We start from the raw sequence: 25,396 nt of genomic DNA, 5'->3' as shown, positions 1-25,396 counted from the left end.
TTGATTGATTGATTGATTGATTGATTGATTGATTGATTGATTGATTGATTGATTGATTGATTGATTGATTGATTGATTGATTGATTGATTGATTGCATAATCATTACTCAAAACTGTTACTATTTATATAATAACATAATTGTTAAAAAAATCAATAGATTGTATAATATACATATATTCATTTTATATTTATTATATCTATTGGAGTTATCATGAATTTAGCTATACCTTATGAAAATGAGATTAATGATAAAGATAAAACAATAATACAAGAATATATACTTAATAATATAAAAGAATATGAGCATAACTCTACTAAACTTACAGAATTAACCATAGAAGCAGTATCCGCTTTAAGTGCTGGAAAGTCAAGAACTGAATTTTTATCAAAACAAGGTTTTTTCAAAAATATATTTAATTCCATAACAGGACAAAATAGAAAGGTAAGAGGTGAGATAGATTATAATTATATATTAGTAAAAGATGCTTCAATAAAAATGATAGAGTGTTTAGCTGAACAAAATAAAATAACTTATGAAGGACTCATATATATAAATAATAAATTAAATAATATAGAACAAAATATTGAAAAAGAACTTGTAACTATATGCAATAATATAAGAGAGTCTTTTAACTATATACTTAATAAAATAAATCAAGAGTCCAATAGAATAGATTCGCTTGAAAAAAAGGTTCAGCTTTTAGAGTTTAAGGCTTCGGCTAATATACTTGAATTTGATAATATTAAATATAATGATATGGATAATATTGAAAAGATTATATGTTTAAGTAATGATCTATTTTCAAAAATATGCTACAGTAATGAAAACTCTATTACCAAAGAGCATATTTACATGATAAAATCTATACTAATGGATTTTAATATAAACGCTGATGGAAAAATAAAAGTAATAGATATATATACTAAATTGATTGATAAGCCTAATTTTATAGATAAAATTTTTTATAATATTAAATACAATATATATCTTCCTAATTATGTTATACCTATATTAAGCGGTATAAAAAAATTAGATAGTCTATCTAAAGAAGAAAGCTATATAATAACATCAATACTTAATTTGGGAAATAATGATATATCTAGTATCAAACTTAATTTAATAAATGAATACGGCATTAATATATCAAATTTTGATTATAATACAGAGATAACAAATTATGATATTATAATACTGATAATGAATGAATTAAAAATGATATCCAAAAAAACAAATCTTCCAAGCAAAAATAATTTTGTAAGTATAGAGGCAAGAGTAGAATTGGCAAAAAAATATTTCTCTGAAAAAAAATATAAAAAAGCTGTAAAAGAATGTGATATTATATTAAGCAAAGAAAAAGACAATAAAGAAGCACATAATATAAGAATAGAGTGCATGTATAAAATACTTATAAAAGAGATTCAATATTATGAAAAACCTTTATGCTACAAAGAGACTGCTAAAATATATTTGATAAAAAGAGATTATGAAAATACAATGAAATACTTAAATAAATATTTTGATTATTGCTCATCAAATAAAGATATATACAGATATAAGCAGAAATTAGAGGATCAGTATAAAAAAATAAAATTATATAAAGAAAGAATGGATAAGAAGATAGAGAAAGCGGCAGATAAAAATAAAAAAGATTATTTAGAGTTTATGAATGATTTTTGGGGAGTATATTTAAGTAAGATTTAATAGTATTTAGGAGTTATAAATTATTTATGAAAAAACTAGGTTTAGTATTAGGCGGCGGCGGCGGACTTGGAAGCTATCAGATAGGAGTTTGGAAGGCTTTAAAAGAATATGAAGTTGATAATATGATTAAAGCCATTGCTGGAACTTCGGTAGGCGTTCTTAATGCATGCTTAATAGCACAGAATAATTATGAGATAGCTGAATATATTTGGACTAATGAAATAGAAGATAAAATATTATCAAAAAAGAAAATTGATAAAAATAATTCTTTTATATCTTCTAATGGAATATTTAGTAGGGAAGGACTTATAGAGATAATAGATAAGTATTTGAATATTGATATTATTGTGAATTATCAGTATCCCATATATGCAGCTGCTGTAAACTTAAAAAAAATAGACGTAGAATATTTTAAGCTAAACGGAAAAACTCATCAGGAGATAAAAGAAATAATGATGGCAACAAGTGCTATACCTTTATTATTCGGAAGACAGAATATAAATGGAACTGATTATGTTGACGGCGGAGTTGAAATATTAAATGGAAATAATCTTCCTTTAAGACCTCTTTATGATGAAAACTGCGATGAGATAATAGTTATTAATTTGTATAAAGATGCTGCTATAGAAAAATCTTCTCATTGCAAAGTATATGAAATAGTACCTAGTAATGATATAGGTGATTTTTTCACTGGTGCTATGGATTTTTCTCTTGAAGGAGCTAGAATGCGTCTTGAAGAGGGTTATAAAGATGCTAAAAATATATTGAAGCAGGTTTTTAAAATGGGAAATACTCAATTAGAAAGCATAGAAAACAGCAATAAAATGTATCAAGATGAAATAAGAAATGAGATAAACAGAAAAAAATTAAAAAGAGAATTGAATAATGCTATTGATAATTTAAGAATAAATGATAATGATAAATAAGTTATATAATTTCCGCATTTAATAAATTAGATATTTCTAGTATTATATCATTTGCTCTTTTATCATCAGAGCTTAATGTCAAAGATGATAATTCCTCGTATATGTTTAACTCTATATTATCAATCATTACTTTTTTTCTGTATTCTCCTCCCATAATATTAGACTCTTCATCTTTAAATATGATGTTTTTATATTTGTCTTTTAAAATATTTATAAGTACTAAAATAGGAGCTTCATCATCAAAGCTGTCATCAATACAGTAAAGTTCGTGTTTATTATTAATTTTTCTTAAATACCATTTATTCATATGCTGACCTGAGAAAAACCGTTTATAAATTCCAGTATTTTATTAGTATTTTCTGATTCATTAATAGAGCTCATAAACATTTCATATGTTTTTTTATTTTCTGACATTTTTTTTATTTTTGATATTATCGATATAGGATTTTTAGAATTATATATCAATGCATTTTTTTCATCTAATGCTATTTCAGCTGAAGAGCTTTTTTCATCTATTATAGGAAGTGTTTTATAATGCCAAGCTGCCATTAATTGAGTATAAAAAGAATCTTTTGTATTATGTATTATAATAGCATTTGAATTTGAGATAATCTCTGCTATGTATGCATTATTATCTTCATCTATAAAATCAACATACTGTCCTATAGATAATTTATTTATATTTTCTTTTAATTCTTTATCGTATCCTATTATTTTTAATCGGTATATATTTTCAGTTTCTTTTAAATACTGAGCATATGCAGCAGTACATTTAAATATAGTGTCTTCTTTATCATAAAATATTACTATTGATTTATCTTTATCTTTACTCTTATTTATAAAAATATATGGAGAAAAATATGGCTGTATCACTTCTATATTTTTTATATCCTTATGAAGATACAATAATCTTTCTTTTATTTTACTGCTTCCGCATATAATTATATCCATATTTAAAGTATGCTCATAATCCAGTTTTATAAGTCTTTTTTCTGTTAATTTAGTTTTATTATCTTTTTTCTCTTGAAAATATAAATGATTCTGAAAATTAAGTGCATACCATACTATAACAGGCATTTTATTTAATCTCTTTTTTATGAATATATTTTTTGTCATAGAAGCGATTATATTCATAGGGAAGTCCATAGCTATAATAGCGTCAGCATTTTCTGATATATTTGCTATATCTTTAGCAGATTTTGCAAATAATGCAGACTTAATAAATAATAATGAAGATAAATGTTTTCTTGCTATGTATGCTGGAAAGTTTTTTGAGAATGATTTTGAAAATACAGTTATTCTTATTCCAGATTTATAAAAGTGCTCTATCATATTTAGCATAAACTGATTTGATTTATCTTTTGTATTTCCTGCATTCGATATTAATATAACTATCTCTTTCATTCTTACCCGCTTAATTAAAATATTCCAAGTTCTATTCCGATACTAAAAATAGTAAATAAGGACTTGTTATGAAATTAAAAAATATACTGCTTATAATTTTTACATTATATATTTCGGCATATTCCAGAGATATTTTACAATATCATTTTGTTATGGAAGACAGAAACGTTAATATTTCTTTAGATGATATAAAAGCACCTACTAATAATATTTATATTAGTAATGATAATATTATTAATAAAGAGTTAGAAACGGCTGAAAATTTAGCTATGGAAGGAAAATTTTTTGAAGCCATTGAACTTTGCAATAAATTAGAAGCTAATTATACAAATTATTATAAGCTATATTATATAAGAGGATTATCATATTTCAGACGTTCAGATTTACATTATGCCGCTTTAGATTTTACAAAACTTTTATCTTTATATATAAACACAAATGATACTGATAAAGTCTATAGTTTGGCAGGGAATTTTTTTGATACTATAAATGAATATGAACAGACTGTAATAACTTATCTTACTGCATATAAGGCAACAAATAATCCTTATTGGCTTTTTTTAGCTGGTAATTCTGCCTTAAAAAACGGCGACATAAAAAGTGCAAATTCATGTTTTCAAAGCTCTCTTAAAGATGGTCAGTCTTATGGAAATGAGGGACTTGGAGATATAAATTTATTAAATAACAGATATGATGATGCTGTTAATAATTATAAAAGTGCTAAATATTCAAATGAAGAAGATAAAATTAGAATACAGAGTAAGATATCAAATGCCATAGTAAAAAAAGAGCTTTATTTATGGGATAAACAGATTCAGGCTAAAAATTATACTAATGCTCTTTTAATATTAAATAATATCTCTTCATATTCTGCAAATTATCCAGAAATAGATGTTGCTTTGGGTAAAACATATTTTGAAATTAAGGATTATCAGAGGGCAAAATCTATACTATCAAAATTAATATTGTCAGAAAAAGATTTTGATGAGGCTTATGCCATTTTAGCTCAAATATCTTTATATGAAAATAATGAAACAGAGGCTATAAAAATATTAGAAACAGGACTTGAATATTGTTATAATAAGCCTAGACTTTATGAAACATTTGCTTCTATGCTTTATGATATAGGATATACTTACTATCCTGATAATATCATATCTCAAATAATTAATTTTTATAACATATCTGATGAAAATAAAATAGAATACAGTAAAAGTTTAATAAGAAAAAAAAGATATACTGAGGCAAAAAATCTATTATCTGAAACTACAACTTACAAAAATATTGCTGATGAACTATTAAAGAATATAGATTATAATATGATACTTGATAAGGCAGAGCAATTAAAACAGAAAAATTATTATGTAGATATGATGCAGTTATTATCTATGTACAGATTTTATGGTACTGAAGAACAGATTAGAATAGGGTATATTGCCGATGCTTATTATAAACTAGGTTCTATAGATAAGGCTATAGACATATTAAAAGAGGGTTTTAATGCTAATATAATCAGTGTAAACAATGTATTATTATTAAGAAAATTATTAGAAATAAGAGCTTCAAATAATGATACATCGCTTTATCAAAAAGAAAGAGATATTATAGATATAAAGGCAACAGAATATTGGGAAGAGGAATTAAAATTAAATTTAAATTTGGTTACTGATAGAATATACGAGTTTATAAGGTTTAATCAATTTGATGAGGCTTTGGCATATATATCTGACTTGAGAAATAAAAATTATGATGTAGCTTATATCAAAAAAATAGAATCTGTAACTTACGGACTTTATGCCGCTTATCTCTATGAAAATAAACAGTATGAAGATGCTTCCAAAACTGTAGCTTTGGCTATTAGAAGAAACAGAAGTAATTATGATGCTTTAGCCGTGAAAAATGAAATGGATGTTAATTCATATTTAACTTCTATAGGTTCTTATGATAATATAAATGCTTATGTTTCTTTATCTTCTACTATGAATGAAATTTTAAGAATTGCTCCTGCATATATAGAAAATAGAATAAGACTTGCTGAAAGCTATATAAGAGAATATAACATAGAAGGATTTAATATAATAAATAAAATAACAGAATATATTAATGTATATGGAGGAAAGGATCTATTACTTGGAAGAGAATATAATAAGGCTTATTTGTATTCTTATTCTATGAAATGTTATGATAGGGCTTCAAAATATTTAGATGTAAACCCAATTTATATAGCTGAAACTGCTGTTCATTTAGATAATTATACATCTTCATCTATTGATGAGATGCTTAATAAAAATACCAATGCTAAAGACGGACTTTATGCTTCTTCAAAACTTTATACTGATATTGGTGATTATAGTAATGCTATGAAATCTATTAATAATGCAATAGCTTTAGATAAGAGTAATATTAATTATATTTATCAAAAGGCTTATATTAATGAGCTTATAGGAAATACTAGAGAGGCATTAAGTAATTATCAGAATATAGTAAAAATAAATAAAAATTATGCTGCGGCAAATTATAGGGCTTCTTTGGTATATTTGAATAATTTTAAAGATGATATCAATGCAGAAAATTATGCATTAAATTATTTAGCATTGCTTCCAGATGATTACAGCGGATATGAACTTCTAGGAAAGATTTATAAAACAAGAGCAGAAAAATATATTGATAAGAACACTAATACTCTTCTTAAAGAGGCTTTGAGTAATTATGAAACTGCATTAAGCAAGGCCGTATGGGGAAAGGATGCAGAGGCTAGAAAAAATATACTTAAAGAGATTGAATATATACAGAAAAAACTTCTTGAGTAGTATTTATATAGCTAAACAATTATAATTCATCAAGAAAATAATTTTTTATATATTCACATGTGAAGTTTTTTATACACTAGCTGCCTACTTTATTAAAGAACTGTATTTTGACAGATTATATGTATTTTATATGATGATACATTCATTAAAATATATAATTTGAAAAAATAAAATCATTTCATTATAAGAGTAATTTTATTGTATAAAATTAAAAATAATATTATGTATAATATGTAAAATTATCATAAAAATGAAACTTCTATACTTTCGCCAATAAATACCGATGATAAAATTGTTAGAATAAGTTATAAAGATAGTTGAATTATGGAAGATATTAAACAGTATTGGAATGAATTTTTAAATATTATTAGCGAAGATGATGAGTTTACAGCTGTAGCTTTACTTAAAGGAAGCGTATTTGTTGTTGAAGAGGATAATAAGGCTGCTATTGTATGCTCAGGAGATTTTGCGGCTACTCATATAAAAAAAGATTTTTTAGGAAGAATAAAAGATTTTTTTAATGATAAATGCTCAAATAATATAGATATAGATGTAAGAGTTGATGCAGATTTTGTTAATGAGCATTTAATTCCTGAAGAAGAACATCAGGAGAAATCAGAAAAATCTGATAATAATGTGGAAGTATCTAACACTGTAAAAAAAGAAGTTTCTAATAATAAATCAAATTTAAATGATTATTTCAGATTTGATAATTTTATACAAGGCAATAATAACAAATATGTATTTGAAGCTGCTAAGTATGTGTCATCTAATCCCGGAAGAGAATACAATCCATTTTATGTATACGGAAGTGTAGGTATAGGAAAAACACATTTACTTCAGGCCATAGGAAACAGCTATCTTGAAGCTAATCCCAATGCTAAAGTGCTTTATATAGACGGAAGCGGATTCAGAGATGAATATGTATCGTCTCTTCAGAATAAAAAACCAGAAGTTTTTAAAAGAAAATATAAATCATTGGATATGCTTTTATTAGATGATTTACAGCTACTTGAAAGTGCTCAGGAAACATCTAAGGAATTATTTGAAATTTTTCAGGCATTGGATAGTGCTGCAAAACAGATGGTATTTGTCAGCGATAAGCCTCCTAAAGAATTGAGAAATATAGAATCAAGATTAAAAAACAGATTTGAAAAAAGTCTTATTCTTTCAATAGAGCCTCCTCAATATGAAACAAGGCTTGCTATTATAGAAAGGAAATTATTTGATTTGCATACTTCTATAGATGAGGAAGTAATGAAATATATGGCAGAAAATATTACTACAGATGTAAGAAAGATAGAAGGTGCTATAAGGGCATATTTATCCGTTAGAGATTTGATGAAGATTACTCCAGACGTAGAGCAGTGTGAGAAAATGGGCATATTTAAAGATTATTTTACCAATAAGCCTAAATTAAAAAATGCTACTGTTAAAGAAATTAAAAAAATGGTTGCAGATTATTATGGTATAGAAATGTCTTCTTTTGAGAGTACAGACAGAACTAAATTTATAGCAAAAGCAAGACATGTTGCTATATATTTATCATGCGAATACTCAAAAAAATCAGTTACAGAGATAGGATTGGAGTTTAATAGAGATCATTCCTCCATAATACATGGAAGAGATAAAGTAAAAGATGAATTGAGAAGCGGTTCTCATTTATTTACCGAAATTAATGAAATTATATCGAATATTTCATAATTTTATAGCATATTTTTAGAAAAAATTAAAAAAATAGATTGACATTTGTCATATATTGTATATAATAAAGAGGTATTGTTAAATTAATACAATTTTTCATAAACCTCCTTATCACCCTGCTGTTTTTTATCAGGGTGATACTTTTTTAACCCTTTTTCTTTTATTTATAATCTATATATAAAATCACATATCAATATTTATACATTCTTCTTTTATAATAGTATTAAAATAATACATTCTTCATTAAAGACAATGTATTAAAACTATACATCGTTTTATTAAAATGTATAATATTTTAATATCTAGTTTTTTTATATATAATATTTTGTTTCTAATAGTATATATTTTTTATAATATTATAGTTTGTTATATAAAAAATATACAGTTTGACACTACATATTATACATTTTATAACCTTATTTTATGTTTTTATAAGTTTTTTGCCTTTACCAGCATATTATAAAAAATAATTAATATTGGCACGTTTCTTGCATATATAGACGTATGCCTGATTAAAGACTTCAGGTACTAATAATAAATATCCATTAAAGGAGATTAAATGGAAGAAGAAATAAAAGAAACGAATGAAAGCGGTGATAAAGAGGATATTAATAAAGAAAAAGATGAAGAATTGGAAAATAATGAAGAGAATAAAGAAAATAGCAATGAAGAATCTTCTAATGATGAAGTGTCAGAATTAAAGAAAAAAGTAGAGGAGTTGCAGCAGGAAGCTTCTGATATGAAAAATAAATATATGTATGCTATGGCAGAAGCGGAAAATATAAGAAAGAGAACAGCTAAAGAAAAAACAGATGCAATAAAAAGAGCAAATAAAGGATTGTTATTATCGCTTTTAACTTTCATGGATAATTTTGAAAGAGCTTTAAAAGCTGGTGAAAAAGATGAAAATATACAAGGCACTGAATACTATAAAGGTATAGAGCTAATACATAAACAGTTTATAGACTTTATGCATGACAATGGAGTTTCTGAAATAGAGTCTTTAGGAGAAGAGTTTGATCCTAATGTACATGAAGCATTAACTATGATAGAAGTTCCAGAGCTTGATAAAGAAAAAGTTGTTGAAGTTTATGCTAAAGGCTATAAATTGAATGATGAACTTTTGAGAACAGCTAAGGTGGTAGTAGGAAAACCTCCTGCGGCACCTAAAGAGTAAATAAATTAATTAGGAGATTTTATGGCACATATTCAACTTTTTAGAGCTTATTACGAGCCGAAAGCAGATAAGAAAGAAAGTATACAGCATATAAACAGAGTTCTTCAGGATTTGACTGATGCGATTAACAATCATATCAGAGACAAAGAAGTAATCAATGTAGACCTTACTACTTCACATTTGGGTAATGGTCATACTGAATATGTTGTTAGTGTTCTGACGAAAGACTGACAATAAGATATATAACAAATAATCTTTATACTAATATTAATTTACAATATTAAAAAAATATTAATTAAATAATTAAAAGGAGAAATTTATTATGAGTAAAATAATTGGAATAGATTTAGGAACAACAAATTCATGTGTATCAGTAATGGAAGGCGGAAAACCTGTAGTAATAACAAACAGTGAAGGAAACAGAACAACACCTTCTATAGTAGCATTCACAAATAAAGGGGAAGTATTAGTAGGTCAGCCTGCTAAAAACCAAATGGTAACTAACCCAGAAAATACAATATTTTCTATTAAACGTTTTATGGGAAACACTTATGCTGAAGTATCAGAAGAACGTTCAAGAATGCCTTATACAGTTATAGAAGACGGCGGAAAAGTAAAAATCAAAACTTTGGAAGGAAATTTCACTCCTCAAGAGATAAGTGCTAGAATACTTCAAAAGATGAAACAAACAGCAGAAGAGTATTTAGGCGAAACAGTAACTGACGCTATTATTACAGTACCTGCATACTTTAATGACAGTCAAAGACAATCTACTAAAGATGCTGGACGTATTGCTGGACTTAATGTATTAAGAATAATAAACGAACCTACAGCAGCAGCATTAGCTTATGGTATGGAGAAAAAGAAAGATGAAAAAATCGCAGTTTATGACTTGGGCGGCGGTACTTTCGATATATCTATACTTGAATTGGCTGACGGAGTATTTGAAGTAAAAAGTACAAACGGTGATACTCACTTGGGCGGTGATGATTTTGACCAAGCTATAATTAATTGGCTTATAGATGAGTTTAAAAAAGATACAGGCGTTGATTTGAATAATGATAAAATGGCTTTACAAAGATTAAAAGAAGCAGGCGAGAAAGCTAAAAAAGAACTTTCTAGCTCATTACAAACAGATATTAACTTGCCTTATCTTACAGCAGATGCATCAGGTCCTAAACACTTGAATGTATCTTTGACAAGAGCTAAATTTGAAGATTTAATCAGAGATTTGGTAGAAAAAACACGCATCCCATGTGAAAAAGCATTGAAAGATGCAGGACTTTCTATAGGCGATATAGATGAGGTAATACTTGTAGGAGGTTCTACAAGAATACCTATGGTTCAGGAAACTGTTAAAAACATATTTAATAAAGAACCAAATAAAAGCGTAAACCCAGATGAAGCAGTAGCAATGGGAGCAGCTGTACAAGGCGGTATTATCAAAGGTGATGTTAAAGATGTACTTCTTCTTGACGTTACTCCGCTTTCACTTGGTATTGAAACAGAAGGTTCAGTAATGACTGTTTTAATCAACAGAAACACTACTATACCTACAAACAAAAAACAAGTATTCTCTACAGCAGCAGACAATCAGTCATCTGTAACTATCAGAGTATTACAAGGTGAAAGAAAAATGGCTAATGACAACAGAGAGCTTGGAAGATTTGATTTGGTAGGCATACCTCCTGCACCAAGAGGAGTTCCTCAAATAGAAGTATCATTTGATATAGACGCAAACGGTATAGTACATGTTACAGCTAAAGATTTGGGTACTGGTAAAGAACAAAAAATAAGAATAGAATCTTCAAGCGGATTAAGCGAAGATGAAATAAACAGAATGGTTCAGGATGCTGAAAAACATGCTGAAGAAGATAAAAAGAAAAAAGAAGAAGTTGAAGCTAAAAACAATGCTGACCATATGATTTATCAGACAGAAAAATTATTAAAAGAAAACGGCGACAAATTACCTGCTTCTGACAAATCAGAAATTGAGTCAAAAATGAATACTTTAAAATCAGCAGTAGAATCTAATAATACAGATAATATTAAAAGAGCTACAGACGATTTACAAGCAGCATGGAATAAAGCTTCAGAGGCACTTTATAAACAAGCAGGTGCACAGCAAGGTCAGGCAGATGCAGGACAACAGGCTCAGCAAAACAACAGCCAAGATTCAGGCAGGAAAGATGACGGCGTAGTTGATGCTGATTATGAGATAGTTGATGATAATAAATAATAAAATAAATTATTATAAATATCAATAAATCATGGAGGGTAGTTTAATGCAAGAACAATTTGATGTTAATGTATATAAGGAATTAAACATTATTGAAAATGAATCTCATTATACTTGGATTATTAATTCAACAGGTAGTGATACATTTCGTACAAGGTTTAGCCCAGATTTGGAACAATATTTAGCTAGTAGAGGTTTTACTAAAATATTCTCTGGAAGTCCTATGTATGCAACTAATATTGGATATGAAGAGTATGAAATAAAAGAGATTTGTATATTCATAATGGATATGAGAAAAAAATATGGTCAAAATATAGAACAAATACAAGCTTCTTATATGCCTGGATCGTATTTGAAGAATTTAAGATATGATTTTGATAAAAAGTAAAAGTTGAATATATAAAGTCTAATGGGCGGTTGGAAGTTAATTTTTAAGGTTTGATTTTCAGCCGCCTATATTTTTAATGTTTATTAGGAAGTAATTGATGAAAAGAAATACAGAATTAGTAAAAGCAGCCAGATTTGGAGATTTAGAGAAAGTAAAAAATATATTAGAAACAACAGAAGAGTTTGAACATAATGAACTTCATATTGCTATGCATTATGCTTTTATAAAAGGTTATAGAGATATAGTAAAACTTCTTCTTATTTACGGAGGAAAACTCCACAGAAATTTGGATAAAATTGATTTCATCAATGGAGAAGGCAAACTTGAGTTTTATTGTAAAGAAGGTGATTTTGAAATGGTTGAGCTTTTAATAGACTCAGGAGCTGATGTAAATTCCAAAGATAATAATTGGACGGCTTTGATGTTGGCTTCAAGAAATGGGCATTTAGAAATAGTTAAATATTTGCTAGATAAAGGTGCTGATATAAATACTAAAAATAGTCGTAATTGTACAGCTTTGATTTATGCTTCAGAGAATGGGCATTTGGAAGTAGTTAAATATTTGCTAGATAAAGGTGCTGATATAAATGCCAAAGATAAAGATAATGGAACAGCTTTGATGTTTGCTTCAGAGAATGGGCATTTGGAAATAGTAAAATATTTGATAGATAAAGGCACTGATGTAAATGCTAAAGATAATGATAATTTGACAGCTTTGATGGCGGCTTCATATAATGGTCATTTAGAAATAGTGAAATATTTGCTAGATAAAGGTGCTGATATAAATGCTAAAGATTATTGTAATTGTACAGCTTTGATGTTGGCTTCAGAAAATGGGCATTTGGAAGTAGCTGAATTTTTAAAATCAAAAGGGGCTAAATAATAAAATATATTTAAAAATTTTTGTTCTTTGACAATTTACCATAATACTAGTATAATAAAGATATAATTATTTTAAAAGGCTGGTATGGAATATTCAGAGTATCTTGAAAAACTTAAAAAAGAAATTATCACTGTTGATAATATTAACAGAATAAATGACTGCTATATAAGGTATTTATTTTCAGAGAAAGGAAACGAAAGAATAATACTTAGTTTTATAAATTCTGTTATGAAAAATATGCATTTCAGAACTTTTGTAAAAGCTGAGATTCTTAATCCTTTTAACTTGAGCAAATATTTAGAATCTAAAGAGTCTGTGATGGATATAAGATGCACTACCGACAGCGGAGAAGTTGTTATTATAGAGATACAGTCTCAGGGCAATATTGAGTTTATTTACAGAAGTTTATTTTATTGGGCTAATGGTTATGCTGTTATGTTAAATAAGGGCGATAATTATAATAATTTATGTCCAGTAATAAGCATTAATATTTTGAATTTTAATTTGATGTATGATATAAATGATATTCATACATGTTATGTTTTAAAAGAGATTAAACATAACAGAATACTTACTAATCATTGTCAGCTTCATTATATAGAGCTTCCTAAATTTAATTTTAATTCAAGTTATGATGAAGCGGAGAAGAAATTTTTATCTTGGTTAAAATTTTTTAAGGGGGATAAAATGGAAAATTTATTGAAAGAAGATACTATATTTGAAGAGGTAAAATTAAAATCCGAATCGTTTGTGCATACTAATCCTTTAATAGATAGTTATAGAATAAAAGAGGCTGATGAATATTTTAATAAAAGAATGCTTGATTATGAATTAGCAGAAGCCGAGAGAAAAGGTATGTCAAAGGGTATAGAGAAAGGTATAGAGAAAGAAAAATATGTGTTGGCTAAAAATATGAAGAATGAAAATCTTGATATAAAGTTAATAAGCAAAATAACTGGTTTAAGTACTGAAGAAATTTTAAAATTGTGATTTAATAATTAGCTTTTGTTTTATATATTTTTTATATGAATGAAATATTTGTAGAAGCATTTTCCAATAATGAAGAATCTTTTGATTATAGATATTATAAAAATGTTTCTAAAAATATTTTTTTGTGATATAATATTTGACAATAAAATTGAGGCGGTAAAGTGAAAAATAGTTTTATAGCTTTTATTAAAAGAAAAAATGAATCAATACACACAACAGAAACTATATATATAGCTTCTATACTTACCTTGGTAGGCGGATTTGTAGACGCTTATACTTATATTACCAGAGATGGAATATTTGCTTATGCTCAGACTGGTAATATGATATTTTTTGCTATGCATTTGGCCAAAAAAGAGTTTGCTCTTACTATGCATTATCTTATACCTATTTGTGTTTTTATTATTGGAATTTGGACTGCTTTATATATAAAAAAAGTTTTGAATAAAAAAAAATTAATGGAATTGGAATATGTTATTATATTAATGGCTGCTATTATACTATTTATAGTTGGTTTTCTGCATAAAGGTATTTCAAATATTATAGTTGTAAGTGTTATATCATTTATGTCAGCAGCTTTAATGATAACTTTCAATAAGGTTGAAGGGCTTACTTATGTTACTAATATGTGTACTGGTAATTTAAAGTCAGCTTCAGATAATTTATTTAGATTTTTATTTAACAGGGATAAAGTTGGATTAAAGAACGGACTTATATATTTAACTATTCTTTTTTCATTTACTTTGGGAGCTTTTTTGGGTAGTTTTTTTACTAGGATATTTGGTATTAAATCTATATGGATTGCTTCTGGGTTATTATTTATTGTTGAGAGTTTAATGTTTTTTGATAATTAAAAAATAATATTTATAAGATTTTTTATATATTTAAGACAAGGATATATTTATTATGGATAAAGATTATTATGCAATACTTAATGTTAATATATTTTCCAGTAATGAAAAAATAAAGAAATCTTACAGAGAATTAGCTATGAAATATCATCCAGACAGAAATGCTGGAGATGAAAAAGCTAATCGTATGTTTATAGATATAACAGAGGCCTATGAGGTTTTATCAGATAAAGAAAAGCGTATGCAGTATAATATTTTATATGTAGCCTCCAATAAATATGTTGTAGGTGCTTTAGCTGCTGCAGGGCTTGGATTAGGGCTTATATTAAGCAGAAGAAAAAAATGATTTTTTATATTAATGATAAATTTAAATGATAATTTTAATAGAGGATATAATAAATGGCAGAAAAAAGAGATTATTATGAAGTATTAGGAGTGGCAAAGACTGCTACTAATGATGAAATAAAAAAAGCATACAGAAAATTAGCTATGCAGTATCACCCAGACAGAAACCCCGGAAATAAAGAGGCTGAAGAAAAGTTTAAAGAAGCTACTGAGGCCTATGAAATATTATCTGATGAAAAAAAGCGTTCTCAATATGATCAGTTTGGTTTTCAAGGTGTTCATAGTGATTTTGCTGATGCTTACGGCAGAGGCGGTTTTGATTTTTCTCAGATGTTCGGAGGCTCTGGCGGATTTGGAGATTTAGATGATATATTCAGTTCATTTTTTGGAGGAGGATTTTCTGGAAGATCTTCAAGGTCTCAGAGAAGGGGAAATGATTTAAGACATGATATTACTCTTTCTTTGGAAGATGCTGTTTTTGGTAAGAAGATGGAAATCAAACTTGACAAAAATGATATATGTGATGTTTGTCATGGTACAGGAGCAGAACCCGGAACTAAAACTCAGACTTGTCCTACCTGCGGAGGAAGCGGAGAAGTGAGAATGGCTCAGGGATTTTTTAGTGTAAGAAGGACCTGCAGTAAATGTAATGGAAGCGGTTCTATAGTAACTACTCCTTGTAAAAAATGTCATGGAACTGGAACTGTTAAGAAAAATAAAACTATATCTGTTAATATACCTAAGGGTATTGAGGATAATACTCAGCTTAGAGTAAGCGGAGAGGGTGAAGCAATAGGCGGAGGAGTGGCAGGAGATTTATATTTATATATACATGTATCTCCTCACCAATATTTTGTTAGAGATGGTATAGATTTAATAACTGAAGTAGGAATTAATATAGTACAGGCTACACTGGGAGCAGATATTTATATACAGACTTTGGATAAAAAGAAAGTTAAAATAAAAATACCTGCAGGTACTAATAGCGGTCAGGTATTTAAATTAAAAGGAAGCGGTGCTACTCATATAAATAGATCTGGAAGAGGCGATTTATTTGTAATAGTAAATATAGATGTTTCTTCAAAATTATCTTCAGAAGAAAAAAGATTATATAATGAACTTAAAAAGGTTACACCTAATAATGATGAACCTACTTTAAGAAAACCTAGCAGAAATAATTGGTAAAATTTATAATAATTATTATTTAGGGGCTTTAAAAAAGTCCCTTTTTTATTTTTATATTTTTTATGAATTAAATATTTTTAATATATTAATTTTTATGTTATAATTAATAATAAAAATAGGAAGTAACTATTATGAAAGGTTTGGTTTATTTAGGTAATAGAAAAATAGATTTAAAAAAAATAGAAAATCCTAAAATATTAGATTCAAAAGATGCTGTGGTGAAAGTAACATTATCAAGCATATGTACAAGTGATTTGCATATAATTAACGGTGCTGTTCCTAGAGCAAAAGAAAATATTGTTCTTGGACATGAATTTGTAGGCGAGGTTATAGAAGTAGGTAAAGATATAAAAAAAATAAAAATAGGCGATAGAGTATCATGCAACTGCATTACTTTTTGCGGAGAATGCTATTACTGTAAAAATGGTTTTATCAATAATTGTGAAATAGGAGGCTGGGAAATAGGGTGCCGTATTGATGGCTGTCAGGCTCAATATGTGAGAGTGCCTTTTGCCGACACTGCATTAAATATACTTCCAGAAAATGTAACTTATGATAGGGCTTTGTTTGTAGGAGATATTTTAGCAAGCGGATATTTTGGGTCAGAGCTTTCAGAAGTAAAAAATAATGATACTGCGGCTGTTATAGGGGCTGGACCTGTTGGGCTTTGTTCTATGATATGTGCCAGAATATTTGGAGCAAAAAATATAATAGCAATAGACATAGATGAAAATAGATTAAATATCGCAAAAGAAAAAGGATTAGCAGACTTTTTTATAAATCCAAACAAAATAAAAAATATTGAAGAGTTTATAAAGGATATAAATAATGGCAGACTTGCTGATAATGTTATAGAGGCTGCTGGAGGAAACAATACATTTGAATTAGCTTGGAAAATAGCAAGGCCTAATTCAGCAGTTGCTTTAGTTGCTATGTATGAAAAGCCTCAGATTCTTCCTCTTAATATAATGTATGGAAAAAATTTAATATTTAAAACTGGAGGAGTTGATGCCATTCATAGTGATGAAATATTAAAACTTATATCTAAAGATAAAATAAATACCGATTTTCTTATAACTCATAGAATAAAATTAGATGATATTTTAAAAGGATATGATATATTTGAAAGCAAAAAAGATAACTGCATGAAAATAGCTGTAGAATATGATTAATTTATATCTAAACAACTATAATTTTTTAAAGTTATTTTTTTAAATTTAAAATATTTTTCATGGCTTTGTACGTAACACACTAACTCCTTTTGTTACCGAAGGAAGTACTGTTAAGTATGGTTTGCGTCGGGCTTCGCCAAAAGTTTAATAAAAAAATTGGCAAACTTAAAAATTTTTAGTATATACTTAAACTATTACAGTTTGTCAAAAAATAAATTTTTTAAATTTTTATGTTTATGGGGCTTTGCCCACCGCTCTGCGTACTACGTAACCCCCCCAGTTCTTTTGTTGGCACAAAGAACCAAAAAGACTGCATTTGACGAAGTCCACCTTTAGGTGTAGCCTAAATTTCAGGTATTGTCATACATTTAATACATATATTTAAAATATAAAGTTCTAGTAATTGCGTTTTTTGCAACTTTTTTGTGCGGCAAAAAAGTTGATAATTCTATATAATGTACATTAGTTGACAAAATGAAATCGTTCCAGTATATACAATTATCTTTTAGTTTTTCCATTAGGGTTTTTTGAAGTTACATTTTTATGTACTGTTTTTTTAGCTGGCTTTAATTGTTTAAGCTGATTAATTTTTTCTCTTATCTCAATAGCTTTTTCAAACTCTAAACTGTCTGAAGCTCTTTTCATTTCTTTTTCTAATTCTTTTATGTAGTCATCACTTTGCTGTTTAGGATCGATTTTTACTCTTTCATTAAAGCGTCTGAAATCAAAATGAAGCTCATAAGAAGTTTCGACTTTTTCTTCTCTTTCTATTATATCCTGTATTTTTTTGATAATAGTTTTAGGAGTAATATTATGCTCTTTATTATACTCCATCTGTATTTTTCTTCTTCTTTCTGTTTCATCAATTGCTACTTTCATAGCATCGCTTATACTGTCTGCAAACATTATAACTCTGCCGTTAGCATTTCTAGCAGCACGTCCTATAGTCTGTATGAGAGTAGTGGTATTTCTTAAAAAGCCTGTTTTGTCAGCATCAAGTATTAATATTAAAGATACTTCTGGTACATCAAGCCCCTCCCTTAAAAGGTTTATACCTACAAGTACATCAAAGGCTCCAAGTCTTAAATCTCTTATTATCTCTACTCGTTCAACTGTTTGAATATCCGAATGCAGATAACGTGTTCTAACCCCGTTTTCATTTAAATATTTTGTGAGGTCTTCAGCCATTTTTTTTGTAAGAGTTGTTATAAATATTCTTTCATTATTTGATATGGTTTTCTTTATTTCTTCAAGTATTCTGTCAATTTGTCCATCAATAGGATATACTTCTATAATAGGGTCAAGAAGTCCAGTAGGTCTAATTATCTGCTCTACAACCTGACTGCTTTTTTTAAGTTCATATTCGGCAGGTGTTGCACTTATGTATATGGTATCATTAGTAAGTTTTTCAAATTCTTCAAAAAATAAAGGTCTGTTATCAAGTGCTGAAGGAAGTCTGAAACCGTACTTTACTAGAGTCTCTTTTCTGCTTCTGTCTCCAAAAAACATACCTCTAATCTGAGGCACACTTACATGCGACTCATCTATAATAGTTAAAAAATCTTTTGGAAAATAGTCTATTAAACAAGCAGGTCTGTCTCCTTCTTTACGTCCAGATAATGGGCGTGAATAATTTTCTATTCCTGCACAGTATCCAACCTCTCTAAGCATTTCCAAGTCATATTTAGTTCTTCCATATATGCGTTCTGCTTCTACTAATTTTCCTTCGGATTTGAATTTATTATACTGCTCTTCAAGTTCCTCTTCTATTAATTTTATACCAGCAGCTAGTTTATCGCTTCCAGTGACAAAGTGTTTAGCTGGATATATTACAACTCTCTCTTGTTCTGCTATTTTTTGTCTTGTTACGGGATTAATTTTTACTATTTTTTCAACAGTATCTCCAAAAAACTCTATTCTTATAACCTCATCAGAATAAGCACTCATTATTTCTAGTGTATCGCCTATAACCTTAAATCTCGCACGTTCAAGTACATCTTTAACACGCTCATACTGAATAGAAACTAATTTTTTAATAATTTCATCTCTATCATATTCACCGTCTTTTTCTATTGAAATATAGAGTTTTCTGTAATCTTCAGGTGATCCCAAGCCGTATATACAAGAAACAGAAGCCACTATTATAACATCTCGTCTTTCAAGGAGCGAAGTTGTTGCTTTAAGTCTTAATCTGTCAATTTCATCATTAACAGAAGCGTCTTTGTCAATGTATAAATCTTTAGCTGGTACATATGCTTCAGGCTGATAGTAGTCATAATATGAAACAAAGTATTCTACAGCATTATTCGGAAAAAAATCTTTAAGTTCTCTATAAAGCTGAGCTGCAAGAGTTTTGTTATGCGACATTACAAGAGTTGGTCTATTAGCTTTTTCTATAACATTGGCTATAGTAAAAGTTTTCCCGCTTGCTGTAACTCCCAAAAGAGTTTGATATTTATTTTTATTTTCAAGTCCTTTTACCAGAGATTCTATTGCTGTTACTTGGTCTCCAGAGGGTTTGAATTTGGATTCTAATTTAAAATTCATGAATACTATTATACTATATTTTTAATAATTAGTAAATTACTTCAATATTTTTTTGATTTTATTTTTGAAAACGTTAAATTCTCTGTATATGTTTATGCAATATGGATTAAAGTTTAAATCTTTATTTTGATATAGTTTTTTCATATATAATTTAGACCAAACTATAAAATGCAGTGTGTGAAACCTTATTTTAGTATTTAGTGTACCATCATTATAATTGCAGAAAGGTATGTTATTTTCAAAAAATATTTTTTTAATTTCATATTTATCTTTTTTAAGCATTTCAAAATTAGGGCCTCCATAGACAATAGCCGAATCAAATATAGAATTATTTTCTATTTTTGATAATTCTCCAGTGGGTAAATTATAATTAGAAAAAAATTCCCTTGAAATATCCATATCCGATATACTTCCAGCAACACCATCATTTACTCGGTCGGTATTATAATACATATCTTTTAATTTATTTATTTCTTTTTCATCAGTGTATTTAAATATTAAATATTTTGAAAACTCTTCAAGTACATTAACATCTTTTATATACATAGTAAGAGCCAACTTAGCTGCTAAAGATATAGAATATTTAGAAAATGGCTTTAATACTTCGTCTAAATCAGAGAACACTAATATATCACTGTCTATGTGAAAACATTCGCTAATATTATATTCTTTCATAAAATCTTTTAATATGATCCATCTTTGCATACAAAACATTTCATAATTAGGATTGCTTTTTCCAAGATGTATATATTTATTTTTAAAAAGTATTGCTTCATCTTTAGTAACTTTATTTATATCTACAAATTCAGAGTATTTAGAATATTCTTTATATTTTCTGTCAGATATTAAAAATACATTAGAGTTTTTATTTGTTTCTTTTATTTTTCTTAATGCATAAACTAAATATTTAGCAAATCCAGTATGTATTATAACTATATTCATAATAAAAATTATACTAATAAAATTTTAATAAAAATTAACAGTTCTAGTTAAAACAACTGTTTTATTGTCAAAATCGGTAACTTCAGCTTTGAAAGTATATTTTCCTCTTTTCGGAGTAAATACACCGCCCCTGTAAAAATGAGAGTCTACTCCGTATACTTCTTCAAATGTATAATTCGGAGCTATATAATATACATTGTCTCTTTTTATAAAATATGTGAAGTCATAATCTCTTACAAGTTCATCATTCATATATATTTTTACTCTTTTAAGCCCCATAGGAATACTTCCAAGCAAATCATAAGCCTTAACAAATAGTTTGATTTCTCCTTTATAGCTCATAGGCATTTTATCTTTTATTTGTATAAGTCTGTTTTCAGTTCTTAAATAAATACTATGAATTAATGGCGGCTGAGAGGAACCTTTATCTATATTAAGATATTCTAAAGGGTCTACAACCAAACCTTCTTTCATATTTTCTATAGTAAGATGCAAATGTGCTCCTCCAGATCTTCCGCTGTTACCAGTAAGAGCTATAACATCTTTTTCTGTAACTTTGGCATAAGATTTTTCTATAGTACCAGGTTCTATATGATAGTAATAACTTCTTAAATTATCAGGGTGTTCTATCATAACTACATTTCCAACTCCGTAAAGCGGTCTTGTAGGGTCTTCATCTTCATCAAGATAATAAACTATCTCTCCATCTTTAACTGGATATATTTCCATTCTGTTTCCGCCGAAATCTACTCCATTATGAAAATGGTCTGTTCTAAACTCTCCGAATGTACTTGTTATTCTTATTCTGTTGTCATCAATAGGCACTCTTGCAAATAGTAAAGATGATATTATAAATAATATTAATATATATTTTTTCATAGTTTAACTCTCTTATATGTATAAATCATTTTGTCGCTTACTATCATATATTCATTTTCTAAACTGGATATATCAAGATTATATACCCAGCCGTCTAAATATTTTTCAAAAACTATTTCTTTGGCATTATTATCATATATTAAAACTACACTTTTAGCATCTTTGGATACGCTCATAATTGTAGAATTAGTTTCGCTGTTAAGTTTCATATTAACGGCATTCATCATATTATACTTTTCTAAATTGATTCTGTCAATTTCTTTTCCTTTGTTTAAAGTGTATAGTATAATATCTCTGTCAGCGAGCATAAAAGCAGTCATTGATTTTTCGCTTACATAACTTGATACATGGCGTCTTCTGTTTAAACCTGTTTCTAAATACCACATAGTACTTCCACTGGCGTTATAAAGTGTTATATATTCTGGTCTTATACCGCTTACTGACATAGCAAAACTTCCGTATTCACTTATAGCAACCGATTTAACTATATTTATCTCGCTTAATATTGTAGATATAGCAAATGATAGATTTCCGTTTCTATTAATATATGCTATATCTCCGCTTGAAAAACCTGCTATATAATCTCCAGTATTAATAGCAAAAGCTCCGTCAGTAATAATTTCTCCGTATTGTACATGTTTGCTTAAAGGGTTGTTATTAAAATCAAACATCTGTATCTTTGAATTATCGCTTGAATGATATATTATTCTCTCAGCATAAGGTGCTATTTCTGGATAGATAGATGTATTTGTACGCCATATGATAATACCCATATTATTGTAGGCATCTATATAATTTCCGTATCTTTTATATATTACAAAGTTCTGATTATTGGCAGTAGCCAATTCTCCTCTTGCTAAATTTGTAGAATATATTGTGTCTCCGTTAAAATCAAAATAATGTACTATGCCTTCTGGTTTTGTGAAAAAATTTTGCTTGAATATGCCATCAATATTGAAATTATCATCATGTGAAGGAGGTTCTATAGACTGAGTTTCTTTATTCCAAACATTTACTGTATTATATTCTTCATTAAGTCTGTTAGTTCCAAAGAAAAATATAAATGAGATAATTAAAACAACAGAACTTATTATAGTTAAATACCTAATAAAGAAAGGCTCTATTTTGTGTATATTTTCTAATTCTATTATTGATTTTTCTTTAATCTGCATTACTTATAATGTCTCTCTTAAAAGTTATTATTATTTTTTATCTTAATTTACTTTATCTGCGTTAATACTTTAGTATTGAAAGAAACAGGTTTTTCTAATATGCTTAAAGGATCAAAAGTCATATTTCCAGCTCTCATTTCCCAATGGCAGTGAGGACCAGTTGACATTCCAGTAGAACCTATTAAACCTATAACTTCACCTTTTTTTACATACTGTCCTTCTTTTGCTATTAATTTAGACATATGAAAGTACGAGCTATATACACCTTCACCATGATCTATAACAACGCAGTTGCCGCGTACAAATAATTCTCTTGATACTCTTACAACACCGTTATTAGCTGCTATTATAGGAGTACCATTTGTATTTGCTATATCAAAACCCTGATGATATCTTGCATAGTCTTTTGTGTATCCCCTGAAAGCTCCGAAACCTGAAGAGTATCTTCCCTGAGATGGCATTATATACACTTTGTCAGCATAATTAGTAGGGGTGTAACTTATATAAACATTGCCATTTAAAAGTTCTTTTTCTTCTCTTGATTTTTGAGGATTACTTATAATATTTTTCATAGTAGAAGTAACGCCCGGTATTTGTTTTGGTTTTGGCGGGGGAGGAGTAAAATCAAGTTTTATATCTATAGCTACATTAAGAGTAGTTTTATCTTTTAATTCTATATTTGATACAAACTGATACTTTTCATCTTGGGCACCAACATATATTCCAAATATGCTTTTATATACTTTTAAGTTTCTATCAGCATCTTTAACTTCAAAAAATTTAACTATAGGTCTTGCACTTCCAAGAAGTTTTGAGTTTTCTATTTTTATTTCATCTTTAGAGGTTATAAATATAGTTGATACTTTGCCTGCATAAAAAGGAAAAGGGTCTGCGTATATTTTTATGTCTTTATCATAATCTTTAAAATCATCTAAAGAATCAAAGTTTTTATTTCTTGTATATAAAGCACCATTAATAAGATTTGCATTAGAAGAAGTTATTTTTACTTTACTGTTTGGAGCTATATAATAATATTTATTATTTATATTTATTTGAGCAAAAGAGTCTTTTTTAGTCTCTAATATATCATTATCTTTAAGTTCCGGCATTTTATTTATAGTTTGTCCGTCTCTTACTATCGATATATTATTTCCCAAATATTCGGCCTTATACTGCGAATATAAGCTAAAAGAAAAAATATAAAATGATAATATGATTGTTATTATATACTTCATAACTCCCCCTAATAATATTTTTTATAATTTTATAATATATTTATTTTGATTATTATTTTTTATATGATAATTGATCTAGTTTTAATAAATGTTCTTTTATATCTCTGTTTGTAGGAGCTAGTTCAAATGCTTTTGTTAAATATTCTTTGGCATGAAGCAAATCATTTTTTTTGAGAAAAGCCCAGCCCAAAGAATCTAAATATGCTGGATTACTAGGATCTATTGATACGGCTTTTTTTATTTCTTCTATTCCTTCATCAATATTAGTTTCAGTGTCAGCTAGAATAAAACCCAAAGAGTTTCTTGCATTTGCACTTTTAGGGTCAAGATTTACTGCCTTTTTTAAGTGTTCTATTGCTTTTCTAATATTTCCTTTTTTGTAGTATACATATCCTAAAGCAGCATGTATCTGAGTGTTTTCTACTCCAGAAGATAATGCATCCATAAGTTCAAATTCTGCTAGGTCGTACATCGCTTTTACTGCGTATATATATCCAACAATAATATGTGCCTGCATAAGTCTTAATGGATTATCCAAACGTCTCATTATTTTATCAAATACCTGAAGAGTATTATCATAATCCTGAATTTGGGCATAGGCTAATGCTAAATGATATCCAGACTCTACATCATTTTTCTCTGAAAATATTTTTTCTAATGAGTCAATAGCTTCTTTATAGTTTTCATTTCTAAAGAATTTTATACCGTCTTCTAATTTGCTTCTGCTAGAGCCTATACTCATATATACTCCTAATATATATTTGATTTTGGCTATATTGTATATTTATAATTTAAAAATCTCAATATATTTTATATAAAACTTTAATAAAAAAATTATGTAAAG

At 27.8% G+C, this 25,396-nt stretch carries 22 protein-coding genes; 14 read left to right on the top strand and 8 right to left on the bottom strand.

The window, feature by feature from the left end:
* The first annotated feature begins 212 nt into the window (after nt 1-212).
* Together F811_RS0108465 and F811_RS0108460 are read left to right on the top strand one after the other, a co-directional pair.
* Nucleotides 213-1,703 carry a tetratricopeptide repeat protein gene (locus tag F811_RS0108465; protein ID WP_020004817.1) on the top strand — a complete coding sequence of 497 codons (1,491 nt, stop codon included), beginning with the start codon at nt 213-215 and terminating at the stop codon, nt 1,701-1,703.
* Between the two features lie 26 nt (nt 1,704-1,729).
* Nucleotides 1,730-2,629, top strand: coding sequence for a patatin-like phospholipase family protein (locus F811_RS0108460; protein ID WP_020004816.1), 900 nt, complete (start codon nt 1,730-1,732; stop codon nt 2,627-2,629).
* Nucleotide 2,630: 1 nt separating this feature from the next.
* On the opposite strand, the gene F811_RS0108455 is transcribed toward F811_RS0108460, so the two are convergent.
* The gene (locus tag F811_RS0108455) at nt 2,631-2,936 is read right to left on the bottom strand and encodes a hypothetical protein (protein WP_020004815.1); all 306 of its coding nucleotides are present in this window, start codon (nt 2,934-2,936) and stop codon (nt 2,631-2,633) included.
* Complete coding sequence (locus F811_RS0108450; protein ID WP_020004814.1) at nt 2,933-4,033, bottom strand: glycosyltransferase; 1,101 nt, start codon at nt 4,031-4,033, stop codon at nt 2,933-2,935. The genes F811_RS0108455 and F811_RS0108450 overlap by 4 nt, the downstream gene beginning before the upstream one ends.
* A 68-nt stretch (nt 4,034-4,101) precedes the next feature.
* Here F811_RS0108450 and F811_RS0108445 point away from each other — a divergent pair, with 68 nt between their 5' ends.
* The 12 genes from F811_RS0108445 (at nt 4,102) to F811_RS0108390 (ending at nt 17,777) form a co-directional block, all read left to right on the top strand.
* Nucleotides 4,102-6,843, top strand: coding sequence for a tetratricopeptide repeat protein (locus F811_RS0108445; RefSeq protein WP_020004813.1), 2,742 nt, complete (start codon nt 4,102-4,104; stop codon nt 6,841-6,843).
* A gap of 324 nt (nt 6,844-7,167) precedes the next feature.
* Nucleotides 7,168-8,547 carry a chromosomal replication initiator protein DnaA gene (dnaA, locus tag F811_RS0108440; RefSeq protein ID WP_020004812.1) on the top strand — a complete coding sequence of 460 codons (1,380 nt, stop codon included), beginning with the start codon at nt 7,168-7,170 and terminating at the stop codon, nt 8,545-8,547.
* Nucleotides 8,548-9,106: 559 nt separating this feature from the next.
* The gene (locus F811_RS0108435) at nt 9,107-9,724 is read left to right on the top strand and encodes a nucleotide exchange factor GrpE (RefSeq protein WP_020004811.1); all 618 of its coding nucleotides are present in this window, start codon (nt 9,107-9,109) and stop codon (nt 9,722-9,724) included.
* Between the two features lie 21 nt (nt 9,725-9,745).
* Nucleotides 9,746-9,955 carry a hypothetical protein gene (locus tag F811_RS0108430; protein ID WP_008725868.1) on the top strand — a complete coding sequence of 70 codons (210 nt, stop codon included), beginning with the start codon at nt 9,746-9,748 and terminating at the stop codon, nt 9,953-9,955.
* A 91-nt stretch (nt 9,956-10,046) separates the two neighbouring features.
* Nucleotides 10,047-11,963, top strand: coding sequence for a molecular chaperone DnaK (gene dnaK, locus F811_RS0108425; RefSeq protein ID WP_020004810.1), 1,917 nt, complete (start codon nt 10,047-10,049; stop codon nt 11,961-11,963).
* A gap of 46 nt (nt 11,964-12,009) precedes the next feature.
* Nucleotides 12,010-12,351: a hypothetical protein gene (locus F811_RS0108420; RefSeq protein ID WP_020004809.1), complete on the top strand. Its 342-nt coding sequence runs from the start codon at nt 12,010-12,012 to the stop codon at nt 12,349-12,351.
* A gap of 97 nt (nt 12,352-12,448) precedes the next feature.
* A complete protein-coding gene (locus tag F811_RS16225) occupies nt 12,449-13,234 on the top strand; it encodes an ankyrin repeat domain-containing protein (RefSeq protein WP_020004808.1) in 786 nt (261 codons plus the stop codon).
* A gap of 84 nt (nt 13,235-13,318) precedes the next feature.
* Nucleotides 13,319-14,224, top strand: coding sequence for an Rpn family recombination-promoting nuclease/putative transposase (locus tag F811_RS0108410; protein WP_020004807.1), 906 nt, complete (start codon nt 13,319-13,321; stop codon nt 14,222-14,224).
* A gap of 161 nt (nt 14,225-14,385) precedes the next feature.
* Nucleotides 14,386-15,078, top strand: a complete 693-nt coding sequence (locus F811_RS0108405) for a YoaK family protein (RefSeq protein ID WP_020004806.1) — start codon at nt 14,386-14,388, stop codon at nt 15,076-15,078.
* Nucleotides 15,079-15,130: 52 nt separating this feature from the next.
* Nucleotides 15,131-15,421 (top strand): DnaJ domain-containing protein, encoded by a 291-nt coding sequence (locus F811_RS0108400; protein WP_020004805.1) that lies wholly within the window; start codon nt 15,131-15,133, stop codon nt 15,419-15,421.
* 53 nt (nt 15,422-15,474) lie between these two features.
* Nucleotides 15,475-16,605 (top strand): molecular chaperone DnaJ, encoded by a 1,131-nt coding sequence (dnaJ, locus tag F811_RS0108395; protein ID WP_020004804.1) that lies wholly within the window; start codon nt 15,475-15,477, stop codon nt 16,603-16,605.
* 131 nt (nt 16,606-16,736) lie between these two features.
* Entirely contained in the window at nt 16,737-17,777 is a 1,041-nt protein-coding gene (locus F811_RS0108390) for an alcohol dehydrogenase (RefSeq protein WP_020004803.1), read from the top strand.
* A gap of 498 nt (nt 17,778-18,275) precedes the next feature.
* Here F811_RS0108390 and uvrB read toward each other — a convergent pair whose 3' ends face one another.
* Genes uvrB through F811_RS0108360 form a run of 6 tightly spaced genes read right to left on the bottom strand, consistent with a single transcriptional unit; the run spans nt 18,276 to nt 25,294 of the window.
* The gene (uvrB, locus tag F811_RS0108385; protein WP_020004802.1) at nt 18,276-20,324 is read right to left on the bottom strand and encodes an excinuclease ABC subunit UvrB; all 2,049 of its coding nucleotides are present in this window, start codon (nt 20,322-20,324) and stop codon (nt 18,276-18,278) included.
* Nucleotides 20,325-20,360: 36 nt separating this feature from the next.
* Entirely contained in the window at nt 20,361-21,266 is a 906-nt protein-coding gene (locus F811_RS0108380; RefSeq protein ID WP_020004801.1) for a hypothetical protein, read from the bottom strand.
* Nucleotides 21,267-21,290: 24 nt separating this feature from the next.
* Nucleotides 21,291-22,145, bottom strand: a complete 855-nt coding sequence (locus F811_RS0108375) for a M23 family metallopeptidase (RefSeq protein ID WP_020004800.1) — start codon at nt 22,143-22,145, stop codon at nt 21,291-21,293.
* Nucleotides 22,142-23,317: a hypothetical protein gene (locus tag F811_RS0108370; protein ID WP_020004799.1), complete on the bottom strand. Its 1,176-nt coding sequence runs from the start codon at nt 23,315-23,317 to the stop codon at nt 22,142-22,144. Before F811_RS0108370 ends, F811_RS0108375 begins: the two co-directional genes overlap by 4 nt.
* 47 nt (nt 23,318-23,364) lie before the next feature.
* Complete coding sequence (locus F811_RS0108365; RefSeq protein WP_020004798.1) at nt 23,365-24,552, bottom strand: M23 family metallopeptidase; 1,188 nt, start codon at nt 24,550-24,552, stop codon at nt 23,365-23,367.
* A gap of 52 nt (nt 24,553-24,604) precedes the next feature.
* Entirely contained in the window at nt 24,605-25,294 is a 690-nt protein-coding gene (locus tag F811_RS0108360; RefSeq protein WP_020004797.1) for a tetratricopeptide repeat protein, read from the bottom strand.
* Nucleotides 25,295-25,396: the final 102 nt, after the last annotated feature.

The sequence above is a fragment of the Brachyspira innocens ATCC 29796 genome (assembly GCF_000384655.1).
Lineage (GTDB): Bacteria > Spirochaetota > Brachyspiria > Brachyspirales > Brachyspiraceae > Brachyspira > Brachyspira innocens.
The sequence above is the reverse complement of the archived record's forward strand: the minus strand, read 5'-3'. Positions and strand labels throughout refer to the sequence as shown.